The 11,603-nt window shown below is 69.8% G+C and carries 13 protein-coding genes; 10 read left to right on the top strand and 3 right to left on the bottom strand.

Annotation, left to right across the window (positions count from 1 at the left end):
• Positions 1 to 191: 191 nt before the first annotated feature.
• On the bottom strand, positions 192 to 548 hold the full coding sequence (locus tag RM1_RS14165) for an Rv2640c family ArsR-like transcriptional regulator (RefSeq protein ID WP_027499684.1): 357 nt from the start codon (positions 546 to 548) through the stop codon (positions 192 to 194).
• A 95-nt stretch (positions 549 to 643) separates the two neighbouring features.
• Between RM1_RS14165 and RM1_RS14160 the strand changes: the two genes are divergently transcribed.
• Positions 644 to 1,129, top strand: coding sequence for an ArsI/CadI family heavy metal resistance metalloenzyme (locus RM1_RS14160; protein WP_072752115.1), 486 nt, complete (start codon positions 644 to 646; stop codon positions 1,127 to 1,129).
• Between the two features lie 15 nt (positions 1,130 to 1,144).
• On the opposite strand, the gene RM1_RS14155 is transcribed toward RM1_RS14160, so the two are convergent.
• Positions 1,145 to 1,795: a YrhK family protein gene (locus RM1_RS14155; RefSeq protein ID WP_072752082.1), complete on the bottom strand. Its 651-nt coding sequence runs from the start codon at positions 1,793 to 1,795 to the stop codon at positions 1,145 to 1,147.
• 63 nt (positions 1,796 to 1,858) lie between these two features.
• Here RM1_RS14155 and RM1_RS14150 point away from each other — a divergent pair, with 63 nt between their 5' ends.
• From RM1_RS14150 to RM1_RS14115, 8 genes are all read left to right on the top strand, one after another.
• A complete protein-coding gene (locus RM1_RS14150) occupies positions 1,859 to 2,215 on the top strand; it encodes an MmcQ/YjbR family DNA-binding protein (protein WP_072752080.1) in 357 nt (118 codons plus the stop codon).
• 11 nt (positions 2,216 to 2,226) lie between these two features.
• Entirely contained in the window at positions 2,227 to 2,910 is a 684-nt protein-coding gene (gene rpe, locus RM1_RS14145; RefSeq protein ID WP_027499688.1) for a ribulose-phosphate 3-epimerase, read from the top strand.
• Between the two features lies 1 nt (position 2,911).
• Positions 2,912 to 3,997, top strand: a complete 1,086-nt coding sequence (ribD, locus tag RM1_RS14140; RefSeq protein ID WP_072752078.1) for a bifunctional diaminohydroxyphosphoribosylaminopyrimidine deaminase/5-amino-6-(5-phosphoribosylamino)uracil reductase RibD — start codon at positions 2,912 to 2,914, stop codon at positions 3,995 to 3,997.
• A 13-nt stretch (positions 3,998 to 4,010) separates the two neighbouring features.
• Positions 4,011 to 4,622 (top strand): riboflavin synthase, encoded by a 612-nt coding sequence (locus RM1_RS14135; protein ID WP_072752076.1) that lies wholly within the window; start codon positions 4,011 to 4,013, stop codon positions 4,620 to 4,622.
• 93 nt (positions 4,623 to 4,715) lie between these two features.
• Positions 4,716 to 5,969, top strand: coding sequence for a bifunctional 3,4-dihydroxy-2-butanone-4-phosphate synthase/GTP cyclohydrolase II (locus tag RM1_RS14130; protein WP_027499690.1), 1,254 nt, complete (start codon positions 4,716 to 4,718; stop codon positions 5,967 to 5,969).
• Positions 5,966 to 6,463 carry a 6,7-dimethyl-8-ribityllumazine synthase gene (ribH, locus tag RM1_RS14125; RefSeq protein ID WP_027499691.1) on the top strand — a complete coding sequence of 166 codons (498 nt, stop codon included), beginning with the start codon at positions 5,966 to 5,968 and terminating at the stop codon, positions 6,461 to 6,463. The genes RM1_RS14130 and ribH overlap by 4 nt, the downstream gene beginning before the upstream one ends.
• Positions 6,460 to 6,909, top strand: a complete 450-nt coding sequence (locus RM1_RS14120; protein WP_072752074.1) for a PH domain-containing protein — start codon at positions 6,460 to 6,462, stop codon at positions 6,907 to 6,909. The genes ribH and RM1_RS14120 overlap by 4 nt, the downstream gene beginning before the upstream one ends.
• A gap of 202 nt (positions 6,910 to 7,111) precedes the next feature.
• Positions 7,112 to 7,372, top strand: coding sequence for a hypothetical protein (locus tag RM1_RS14115; protein WP_072752072.1), 261 nt, complete (start codon positions 7,112 to 7,114; stop codon positions 7,370 to 7,372).
• A gap of 4 nt (positions 7,373 to 7,376) precedes the next feature.
• On the opposite strand, the gene ggt is transcribed toward RM1_RS14115, so the two are convergent.
• A complete protein-coding gene (ggt, locus tag RM1_RS14110) occupies positions 7,377 to 9,326 on the bottom strand; it encodes a gamma-glutamyltransferase (protein WP_083576723.1) in 1,950 nt (649 codons plus the stop codon).
• Positions 9,327 to 9,434: 108 nt separating this feature from the next.
• Here ggt and uvrC point away from each other — a divergent pair, with 108 nt between their 5' ends.
• The gene (gene uvrC / locus RM1_RS14105; protein WP_072752070.1) at positions 9,435 to 11,585 is read left to right on the top strand and encodes an excinuclease ABC subunit UvrC; all 2,151 of its coding nucleotides are present in this window, start codon (positions 9,435 to 9,437) and stop codon (positions 11,583 to 11,585) included.
• The last annotated feature ends 18 nt before the right edge of the window (positions 11,586 to 11,603 follow it).

Below are 11,603 nucleotides of genomic sequence, written 5' to 3'. Positions count from 1 at the left end.
TAGCCGTTGAAGAAGTAGCACTGTGAACCCGAGTAGAGGGCGGCGTCGACAGGCATGCCAATCTCCCGCTGAAATCTGGTCGTCGCCATCGGCGGCGGCTCCGCAGATCGAATTCTGTCACCGTGCACTCCGGAGGTAACGAGTACGGAACTACCTGTGTTCGGGAGACACCAAGGGACAGATGGCCGTGCTCAGCAGCAGTTCGGGTCGAGTACGAGGCGCAACGCCTCGAGTGAGTCGGCGCGGGCGCGGTAGTAGACGTTCATGCCGCGCCTCGTCGATTCGACCATGCCCGCCTTCTTCAGCTGGGCGAGGTGGTGGCTGGCGGTGGACTCGGTCAGCTCGATCGCCGCGGCGAGGTCGCAGGTGCAGGCCTCGCCGTCGGGGTTGGTGAGCAGCATCGACATCAGCTTGATCCGCGTCGGGTCGGCGAGTGCCTTCAGCCGGAGTGCCACGTGCAGCGCGGCCTCGTCCGTCATCGGACCCGCGGCAACCGGCGCGCAGCAGATGGGTGCGGACACGTCCAGCATCGGCAGGGCCTTTGGCATGACATCCATCATGCCAGTCTCTTGACATATGTCAAAAAGGTGCGACAGTTGTGGGTAAGTAATTCGATATATGTCTCACGCCAGTGGAGGTTCTCATGTCCCGCGTACAGCTCGCACTCAACGTCGACGACCTGACCGAATCGGTCGCCTTCTACTCGAAACTGTTCAACACCGAGCCGGCCAAGCTGCGGGAGGGCTATGCGAACTTCGCCATCGCCGAGCCGCCGCTGAAGCTGGTGCTGCTGCAGAACCCCGGCAAGGGCGGAAGCATCAATCACCTTGGCGTTGAGGTGGAATCGAGCGAGATCGTGCACGAGGAGATCGCCCGGCTCACCGGCGAGGGCCTGTTCACCGACGAGGAGATCGGCACCACCTGTTGCTTCGCGACCCAGGACAAGGTGTGGGTCACCGGTCCGGCGGGCGAGAAGTGGGAGGTGTACACGGTGCTCGCCGACAGCGAGACCTTCGGTACCGGACCGTCCTCGCTCGAGATGGCCGCGGGCGCCGCGCCCGCGGAGGGCGTGTGTTGCGCCTCGTCGCCGGCGGAGGAAGTCGCGCCCGCTCAGAGCTCCTGCTGCTGAATCGACCCTGCCGGTTCATGACACCGCGGCCGGCGTTCCGCCCGTGTGGATGGAGCGCCGGCTCAGCAGCGCCGCGGCGAGGAAGCACAGGGCGCCGAGGAAGGTGCCCAGGTTCGCCCAGAACAAGCTGACGAGGTCACCGCTCGCGGGGAGCGTGTACGCGCCGACCGCTGAAAGGGCGAAGAAGACCGAGCCGACCATGTTGAGCCAGGTGCCGTGCCACATGCGGGCGTGCTTGTCCCACAGGGTGTGGCGATCGCGCGTGGCCACGACCGCCAGTCCACTGGCGACCAGGAAACAGACCGAGCCGAAAGCGTCGGGACGCCAGCCGTCCGACAGGTGTGAGTCGGTGTCCATGACCGTGACAAGGGCCTCCGTCGTGCTCACGTTGAAGCAGAGCGTGCCGACGAACTGGACGGCGGCGGCCCACCAGTCCGCCCTGTCCGCCGGGTTCGTGGACCGGCGGGGCGGTTGTCTACCGCTGAGGGCGAGCTGGATCAGGGCGGCGAGGGTGAAGAAGACGGCGCCGACGACGAAGGTGAGGTTGGTGGTCACGGGGCCGACCGCCTCGGCGTACTGCGGCACGGCACCGACGGCGAAGAAGACAGATCCGGTGGCGAATCCCCACGCCTCGCGACGGAGGCGGATGATGCGGTCGCGCGTCACGGTTCGAGCGTAACTTCCCGTTCGTCCAAGCCTCCTGGGTTCGGGCGGGCGCATGCTGTTCCCATGCACACCTGGGAAGAAGTCGTCGACATCGCGCAGCGCCTGCCGGAGGTCGAGGTGTCCACCTCGTACAACACTCCCGCGCTCAAGGTCGGGGGAAAGGGGTTCGCGCGCCTGCGCAGTGAGGCCGAGGGCGGGCTGATGCTGCTGTGCGCCCTCGAGGAGAAGGAGGCGCTGCTGGCCTCGGGCGACCCGGCGTTCTACACGACCCCGCACTACGACGGCTACGGAGCGATCCTGGTCGACCTGGAGCGGGTGGATCGGCAGCAGCTGGTCGAACTCGTGGCCGAGGCCTGGCGGATCCGGTCCCCTGCGAGGTTGCGCAAGCGCGTCGACGGGGAGGCTCCGCGCACCAACTAAGCTGGCCTCTTGTGGCTCACCCGATGATCGCTCCGTCCATTCTTTCCGCAGACTTCGCCCGACTCGCCGACGAGGCGGCCGCCGTGGCCGGCTCCGACTGGCTGCACGTCGACGTCATGGATGCGCACTTCGTGCCGAACCTGACGCTCGGGCTCCCTGTCGTGCAGAGCCTGCTCAAGGCGACCGACATCCCGCTCGACTGCCACCTGATGATCGACAACCCCGGCCGCTGGGCGCCGCCGTACGCGGAGGCAGGCGCGCACAACGTCACCTTCCACGCCGAGGCCACCGACGATCCGATCGCCGTCGCACGCGACATCAGGGCGGCGGGCGCGAAGGCGGGCCTCAGCGTCAAGCCCGGCACCCCGATCGAGCCCTACCTGGAGATCCTCAAGGAGTTCGACACGCTCCTCGTGATGAGCGTCGAGCCCGGCTTCGGTGGACAGTCCTTCATGGCCGAGGTGCTGAGCAAGGCGCGCGCGGTGCGCAAGCTGGTCGACTCCGGTGAGCTGACCCTGCTGGTCGAGATCGACGGCGGGATCAACACCGACACCGTCGAGGCGGCCGCGGAGGCGGGCGTCGACTGCTTCGTCGCCGGCTCCGCCGTCTACGGGGCCTCGGATCCGGCGGAGGCCGTCCGCGCGTTGCGCGCGCAGGCCGCGTCGGCCTCGCCGCACCTGACCCTGGCCCAGTAACGTGCCCGGTCCCCGTCCCGCGCCGGAGCCGACCGCGTCCGAGGCGGCGGCGTTGCGGCTCGCCGTCGACGCCGCCGAGCGGGTGCGCGGGACCACCAGCCCCAATCCGCCGGTGGGTGCGGTGATCCTCGACGAGAGCGGCGCGGTCGTCGGCGTCGGCGCGACCAGCCCGGTCGGCGGACCGCACGCCGAGGTGATGGCGCTCCGGGCCGCGGGCAGCAGGGCCAGGGGCGGCACCGCGGTGGTCACGCTCGAGCCGTGCAACCACCAGGGCCGCACCGGCCCGTGCGCGCTCGCCCTGATCGAGGCCGGGGTGTCCCGGGTGCTCTTCGCCGTGGACGACCCCCATCCGCAGGCCGCAGGCGGTGCGCAGACCCTGCGCTCGGCGGGGGTGGATGTGCTGTCCGGTTTCGGCGCCCGCGACGTCGAACTCGGGCCGCTGCGTGCCTGGCTGCACCGCCAGCGCACCGGCCGATCCCACGTCACCTGGAAGTTCGCCGCGAGCCTCGACGGACGCAGCGCGGCGGCCGACGGCACCAGCCAGTGGATCACCGGTCCCGAGGCCAGGGCGCGGGTGCATCGGGAGCGCGCCAAGCTCGATGCCATCGTGGTCGGCACCGGCACCGTCCTCGCCGACGACCCATGGCTGACCGCCCGCACCCCGGACGGCGGGCTCGCCGATCACCAACCGGTTCGGGTGGTGGTGGGGGAGCGTGAGATCCCGGCCTCGGCCCGGGTGCTCGACGACGCCGCGCCAACCCTGGTGCTGCGGACCCGCGACCCCCTCGAGGTGGTCGCGGCGCTGGCCGATCTGCCCGACGTCCTGCTCGAGGGCGGCCCCCATCTGGCCGGGGCTTTCCTCGAGGCGGGACTGGTGGACCGGATCCTGGCGTTCCTCTCACCGGTACTGCTCGGCGCGGGGGCGGCCGCCGTAGAGGATGCTGGGGTCACCAACATCGCGCAGGCGCTCCGGTTCCACCGGGAGTCCGTCGAGACGCTCGGGCCGGACCTGCTGCTGAGCCTGACGCCCGGTGACCGCGGCGTGGGGGCCGAGGACGAGAATGAAGACAACAGCACCAACAACTGAGGAGCGGACTGAAGTGTTCACCGGGATCGTCGAAGAACTGGGTGAGATCGTCGCCAAGGAGGACCTGGCCGACGCCGCCCGCTTCACCGTGCGCGGCGCGCTGGTGACCTCCGATGCCGGGCACGGCGACTCGATCGCGGTCAACGGCGTCTGCCTGACCGTGGTCGAGGTGCTCGGCGGCGACTCCTTCACCGCCGACGTGATGGCGGAGACGCTCGACCGCTCCAGCCTCGGTGCGCTCGAGGTCGGCAGCCGGGTGAACCTGGAACGGGCGGCGGCGCTGAACAGCCGCCTCGGTGGCCACCTGGTGCAGGGGCACGTCGACGCCACCGGGTCGGTCATCAGCCGGTCGCCCTCGGAGAACTGGGAGGTCGTCCGGATCTCGCTGCCCGACTCGATCGCCCGCTACGTGGTGGAGAAGGGCTCGATCACTGTCGACGGCGTCTCGCTGACCGTGTCCGCCCTCGGCCGGGACGGGGACGGCGGCGAGTTCTTCGAGATCTCGCTGATCCCCACCACCCTCGAGATGACCACCCTCGGCGGTGCCGCCCCCGGCACCCCGGTGAACCTGGAGGTGGACGTGATCGCGAAGTACGTCGAGCGTCTGCAGGCCGCCGGCCGGTAGCCGAATTTCGGGCCCGAGGAGTCGGGGTCGTACTGTTGAGGTGCACTTACGGGTGCACGGAGAGCTATTCATGACTTTGATGGAGCGCACCACGTGACCAGGTTCGACAGTATCGAGCGCGCAGTCGCCGATATCGCCGCAGGCAAGGCCGTCGTCGTCGTCGATGACGAGGACCGCGAGAACGAGGGCGACCTCATCTTCGCCGCCGAGAAGGCGACCCCGGAGCTGGTGGCCTTCATGGTCCGCTACACCTCCGGTTACCTGTGCGTCCCGCTCGACGGCGACGACTGCGACCGGCTCGGCCTGCCGCCGATGTTCTCCAGCAACCAGGACAAGCACGGCACCGCGTACACGGTGACGGTCGACGCCAAGGAGGGCATCGGCACCGGCATCTCGGCCTCCGACCGCGCCGCCACGATGCGCCTGCTCGCCGACCCGAACTCGGGCGCGAGCGACTTCACCCGGCCCGGCCACGTGGTGCCGTTGCGCGCCAAGGAGGGCGGCGTGCTGCGCAGGCCCGGTCACACCGAGGCGGCCGTCGACCTGGCCCGGATGGCTGACCTGCGTCCAGCGGGCGTCATCTGCGAGATCGTCAGTCAGAAGGACGAGGGCCACATGGCCCAGACCGACGAGCTCCGGGTCTTCGCCGACGATCACAACCTGGCCATGATCTCGATCGCGGACCTCATCGCCTGGCGCCGCAAGCACGAGAAGCACGTCGTGCGGATCGCCGAGGCGCGGATCCCCACCAACCACGGTGAGTTCAAGGCCGTCGGCTACCAGAGCATCTACGACGAGGTCGAGCACGTGGCCCTCGTGCGCGGCGACCTGGCCGGTCCGGACGGCGACGGCAGCGACGTGCTGGTCCGCGTGCACTCGGAGTGCCTGACCGGCGACGTGTTCGGCTCGCTGCGGTGCGACTGCGGCCCGCAGCTCGACGCGGCGCTGGACATGGTGGCCCAGGAGGGTCGCGGCGTCGTGCTGTACATGCGTGGTCACGAGGGCAGGGGCATCGGCCTGATGCACAAGCTGCAGGCCTACCAGCTCCAGGACGCGGGATCCGACACCGTCGACGCGAACCTGGAACTCGGGCTGCCCGCCGACGCCCGCGACTACGGCATCGGCGCGCAGATCTTGGTGGATCTCGGCATTTCCTCGATGCGGCTGCTGACGAACAACCCGGCCAAGCGGGTCGGGCTGGACGGCTACGGACTGCAGATCACCGAGCGGGTGCCGATGCCGTTGCGCGCCAACGCCGAGAACCTCACCTACCTGCGCACCAAGCGGGATCGCATGGGGCACGACCTGATCGGCCTCGACGACTTCGAGACCGGGGGCGCGGTATGAGCGGCGAGGGGCTGCCACAGCTCCAGCTCGACGAGGCGAAGGACCTCAAGCTCGCGATCGTGGCCGGGCAGTGGCACGCCGAGATCTCCGAGGCCCTCATCGCCGGCGCGCAGCGGGTGGCCGAGCAGGCTCAGCTCGAGGACGTCACGCTCGTCCGCGTCGCCGGTGCCATCGAGCTGCCGGTGGTGGCGCAGGCGCTGGCCCGCACCCACGACGCGGTGGTCGCGCTCGGTGTCGTGATCCGCGGCGGCACCCCGCATTTCGAGTACGTCTGCGACGCCGTCACGGCCGGCCTCACCCGGGTCTCGCTCGACGAGAGCACCCCGGTTGGCAACGGGGTGCTCACCACGGACACCGAGCAGCAGGCCAGGGATCGCTCCGGCCTCCCCGGCTCCGTCGAGGACAAGGGCGGGCAGGCCTGTGCCGCAGCGCTCGACACCGCGGTGACGCTCCGGCATCTGCGTCAGCCCTGGACCGAGCAGTCGTTCCGATGAGCGCGTGGGAGATGGACGTGCGGTCCAAGCGGTCCGCGCGCTACGCGATGGCCGTGGCGGCGGTGTTCGTGCTGGTGTTCATCGTGCTCGCGGTGCTGCTGCGCAGCTCGGCAACCGGCGTCTACTTCCGGCTGATCGATCAGCTCGCGATGGTCGCCATCGGCGGGATCCTCGCAGGCGGTGCGCTGCTGCTGACCCGCCCGCGGCTGCGCGCGAACGCAGAGGGCGTCTCGGTGCGCAATGCGTTCACGGAGCGGTTCGTCGAGTGGGATCTGGTGCGCGGACTGACCTTTCCTGACGGGGCGGCCTGGGCCCGGATCGAGTTGCCCGATGACGAGTACATCCCGGTGATGGCGATCCAGGCGAACGACCGCGAGCACGCGGTGGACTCGGTCAGGAAGTTCCGCGAACTCGAGTCGAAGTACGCGCAGGCGGACGCCGAATAGCTCCGCGGCTGAGCGATTCCCGGACGTGGGGGACCGGCGACACACCCGAAAAGGTGTGTCGCATCCCACGTCCGGATCGGCCCGATTTCACGCGGCTGTGACCTTTTGGCGCCCTCGGCCCCGCTAATCTGGATCGAGTCAAGCACCGCGAATTCGAGACCGCTCGGATCGGGTGCCCGACTCGAATTGCATTGGAGGTCCTGTGGAAATCCTCCTCGTTCTCGCATGCGGCCCGATCATCATGGCCGCCATCTATCTCGCGATCGGCGTCGTCTACTACGTCGAGCTCCGCAGGCTCGACCGCTCCCGCGCCGCCGTGAACGCCACGCCCCAGCCGTCCGGGTGTCAGCCGTCCCAGCGGCTGGCCGACCTGCGTAGGGCGGACGGTCGCCGCGCCCCCGCGGGACGGGGCAACCGCCCGCGCACGTCGAGCCGGCGTGAGCCGGTCACGACCTCTGCGTAGGTCGCTACCCGACAACGTCTCCGGTCACCGCGCCCTCGCGGCGCGGATCGGCGCCGCCGATCCAGCCGTCGTCGTGACGCCCGAGCACGCTCAGCCCGCTCGATTGGGGCTCCGTCGAAACCTGGTGTCCCATCTCGGTCAGCGCCCGCACCAGTGGGTCCGTTGCGCCGTTGTCGGCCGCCTCGATGTTGGGGTGCTCGCCGCCGACGTTCGTCTTCGGTGAGTTCGCCGCGCCGAAATCCACCATCGACACGGCCTGCTGCGGATCGAGTTCCCAGTCGAGCATGCCGACCAGCGTCTTGACCACGAACTGGATGATCACCGACCCGCCGGGAGACCCGACGGCCAGCAGCACCTCGCCGCGGTGACCGTTGCCGCGTTCGAAGACAAGGGTCGGGGCCATCGAGCTGCGCGGCCGCTTTCCCGGCTCGACCCGGTTGGCGAGCGGCGACCCGTCCGGCGCGGTCGGCTGTGCCGAGAAGTCGGTCAGCTGGTTGTTGAGCAGGAAGCCGTCGACCATGTGGAAGGAGCCGAATGCCGACTCGATGGTGGTGGTCATGGCCGCGACGTTGCCGTATCGGTCGGCGACGGTGATCTGGCTGGTGCCGTGGTCGTTGCCCGGCTGGGTGCCCATGGGGACGGGGCCGAAGTCGCCGGGCTCGGCGGTGCCCATGCTCCGACGCGGGTCGATCAGCGCCGAACGACCTTGCAGATAGTCCGGATCGATCAGCGTGTCGGGTGAGTTGCCCGGCAACGGCACGAAGTCCGAGTCGGCGACGTACTTGTCCCGGTCCGCGTAGGCCAGTCGCTCCGCCTCGGCGACCAGGTGCACGCCGGAGGCGTCGGGCTCGCCGCCGTCCGCGTCGAGCGCCGTCGGCGGATACGCCGACAGGTCGAAGTTGCTCAGGATGCCGAGGGTCGCGGCCACCGCGGTGCCGCCGGACGACGGGCTCGGCATCCCGCACACCTCGCGACCGCGGTAGTCCGTGCACAGCGGGGTGCGCTTCTTGGCCTGGTATCCGGCGAGGTCCGCGGTGGTCATCGCGCCGGGTGTGCGACCGCCGCTCGGGTCGGCGGTCGCCGCGACGATCGCCTCGGCGATGGGCCCCGTGTAGAACGCGTCGGCACCCTCCGCGGCGATCGCCCCCAACGTCTTCGCCATCGCCGGGTTCGTCAACACGGTGCCCGCCGGTTTCGGTGACCCGTCCGGGTTGAGGAAGTACGCACGCGCGTCCTCGTCGATCGTCAGGTCCCGAGCCGAGCCCGCGATCGAGTCGGCCATCCGGGGGCTGATCTCGACCCCGTTGTCCGCGAGCGCGATCGCGGGCTCGAACAGGGTGTCCCATGGTTGCTTTCCGTGCTCGCGATGGCTCATCTCCAGCATGCGCAGCACCCCGGGAACGCCGATCGAGCGACCGCTCGCCCTGGCCGAGGGCGTCGGCTCGGTCCTGTTGGTGTCGTCGACGAAGCGCAGGTAGTTCTCGGTGGCGGCCATCGGTGCGGTCTCGCGTCCGTCGTAGGCCTCGACGGTCCCGGTGGCCGCGTCGTGGTACAGCAGGAAGGCCCCGCCGCCGATGCCCGACGACTGCGGCTCGACCAGTCCGAGCACGGCCTGCGCCGCGATCAGCGCGTCCGCCGCGGTGCCGCCGTCGTCCAGAACCAGGCAGGCGGCCTCGGTGGCGACGGGGTTCGCGGTGGAGACCGCGAAGGTAGCCGTCGTGACCGGCGTCATCCCGGCTCGGTATCCGGTGGCGATCTCCGGATGGGTGGACAGGTTCGCGCTGGTGGGCGGCTGGGTCAGGGGTGCGGCGGCGATGGGGGTGCCGTTCGGCGCGATGGTGCACGGGCCTGCCGCACCGTCGTCGGCGGGGGAGCATCCGACCGCAAGGGTCAGGGTCAGGGCCGTCGCGGTCGCCGCCGCGAGACGTACCGCGTCGCCTGCTCTCACACCGATCACCCCAGAACGAGTGGCCTACGTGCCCAGGCTTCCGACGCTAGCAGGCGAACGGGCCCCTCGGTGCGGCTGTCCTTGGTGGTCGGTGGGGGCGACTAACCTGGTGTTGTGCCCGATCCAGCCACTTATCGCCCCGCCGCGGGAACCATTCCGGTGGCGCCCGGCGTCTACAAGTTTCGTGATCCCCACGGCCGGGTCATCTATGTCGGCAAGGCGAAGAGCCTGCGGAGCCGGCTGAGCTCCTATTTCGCGGACGTCGCATCGCTGCATCCGCGCACCCGCCAGATGGTGACGACGGCGGCCGGCGTGGAATGGACCGTGGTCGGCACCGAGGTCGAGGCGCTGCAGCTCGAGTACAACTGGATCAAGGAGTTCGATCCACGCTTCAACGTCCGCTACCGGGACGACAAGACCTATCCGGTGCTGGCGGTGACACTGGGCGAGGAGTACCCGCGGCTGTTCGTGTACCGAGGTCCGCGGCGCAAGGGGGTGCGGTACTTCGGTCCGTACGCGCACGCATGGGCGATCCGCGAGACGCTCGATCTGCTGCTCCGGGTGTTTCCGGCCCGCACCTGCTCGGCCGGTGTGTTCAAGCGGCACAACCAGATCGGCAGGCCCTGCCTGCTCGGCTACATCGACAAGTGTTCGGCCCCGTGCATCGGCCGGGTCAGTGCCGACGAGCACCGGCGCATCGTCGAGGACTTCTGCGACTTCCTGTCCGGCCGCACCGACAAGCTGGTGCGAGAGCTCGAGGCGAAGATGCTGCGCGCCTCTGACGAGCTGGACTTCGAGAGCGCGGCGCGGCTGCGCGACGACCTCGGGGCGCTGCGCAAGGCTCTCGAGAAGCAGGCCGTGGTGCTCGGCGACGGGACCGACGCCGACGTGGTCGCCTTCGCGGCCGACGACCTCGAGGCGGCCGTCCAGGTGTTCCACGTCCGCGGCGGCCGGGTGCGCGGTCAGCGGGGCTGGGTGGTCGAGCGTTCCGGGGAGAGCGGCGACAGTGACGACGGCGAAATGGGGGACCTCGTCGAGCAGTTCCTGACCCAGTTCTACGGCGAACAGGCCTCGATGACCGATCAGCCAGGGCTGACCGCGGACAAGAGCACGGTGGTGCCCCGCGAGGTGCTGGTGCCGGAGCTGCCGCCGAACGCCGAGGAACTGCAGGTCTGGCTGAGCGGCCTGCGGGGCTCGGCGGTGACCCTGCGGGTGCCGCAGCGCGGCGACAAGAAGGCCCTCGCAGAAACGGTGCAGCGCAACGCCCAGGAGTCCCTCGCGCAACACAAGCTCCGCAGGGCGGGCGATCTCACCTCGAGATCGGCAGCGCTGCAGGGGATTCAGGAAGCGCTCGAGCTCGATCAGGCGCCGCTGCGGATCGAGTGCGTGGACATAAGTCACGTCCAGGGCACCGATGTGGTCGCCTCGTTGGTGGTCTTCGAGGACGGCCTGCCCCGCAAGTCCGACTACCGGCACTACTCGATCAAAGAGGCTGCGGGGGACGGGCGTTCGGACGACGTGGCCAGCATCGCCGAGGTCACGCGGCGCCGCTTTCTGCGGCACGCGGCTGACGTGGCGGGTACGGACGTCGCGGACACGGGCAGCGGGGGAGACCAGGCGCCCGAGGCCGCACTCGACCCGCAGACCGGCAGGCCTCGGCGGTTCGCCTATCCGCCGAATCTGTTCGTCGTCGACGGTGGTGCCCCACAGGTCGCGGCGGCCGCGGCCGTGCTCGACGAGTTGGGGATCACCGATGTCGCGGTCGTCGGACTCGCGAAGCGGCTCGAGGAGGTCTGGGTGCCGGGGGACGAGGACCCGGTGATCCTGCCGCGCACCAGTGAGTCGCTGTATCTGCTGCAGCGGGTGCGCGACGAGGCGCACCGATTCGCGATCACCTTTCATCGGAGCAAGCGTTCGCGCCGGATGACGGCGTCGGCGCTCGATTCCGTCCGCGGACTCGGCGAGGCCAGACGCACCGCGCTCGTGACCCATTTCGGGTCGGTGGCCAAGCTCAAACAGGCCACGGTGGAGGAGATCATCGAGGTGCCCGGTATCGGGGTCACCACCGCGAAGGCGGTGCTCGCCGCGCTCGGAGCCGAGCCGGACTCGACCGCCGTCGAGGCACCAATGGGCGTGGATGAACCGGTGGCGGACCCCGCGGTGGGGGATGATGGTCCAAGTGCGACCGCCGAGGCGGCGCACGAGGGCGAGTTCGGGGGCTCCGACCAGCACGGAAACGGACTGAGGAGGGCGGGAGTCAAGTGAGCGACCAGACCGGGCAGG

Source organism: Rhodococcus maanshanensis NBRC 100610 (assembly GCF_001894865.1).
In the GTDB taxonomy this organism is placed as follows: Bacteria; Actinomycetota; Actinomycetes; order Mycobacteriales; family Mycobacteriaceae; genus Rhodococcus_G; species Rhodococcus_G maanshanensis.
Note: the sequence above shows the minus strand (reverse complement) of the source record. Positions and strands in the feature narration are given on the sequence as shown.

Excerpts from the sequence above, each read along its gene's own strand:
- ribH (WP_027499691.1), top strand. The coding sequence starts at position 5,966 with ATGAGCGGCGAGGGGCTGCCACAGCTCCAGCTCGACGAGGCGAAGGAC.
- RM1_RS14160 (WP_072752115.1), top strand. The coding sequence starts at position 644 with ATGTCCCGCGTACAGCTCGCACTCAACGTCGACGACCTGACCGAATCG.
- RM1_RS14165 (WP_027499684.1), bottom strand. The coding sequence starts at position 548 with ATGCCAAAGGCCCTGCCGATGCTGGACGTGTCCGCACCCATCTGCTGC.
- RM1_RS14120 (WP_072752074.1), top strand. The coding sequence starts at position 6,460 with ATGAGCGCGTGGGAGATGGACGTGCGGTCCAAGCGGTCCGCGCGCTAC.
- RM1_RS14150 (WP_072752080.1), top strand. The coding sequence starts at position 1,859 with ATGCACACCTGGGAAGAAGTCGTCGACATCGCGCAGCGCCTGCCGGAG.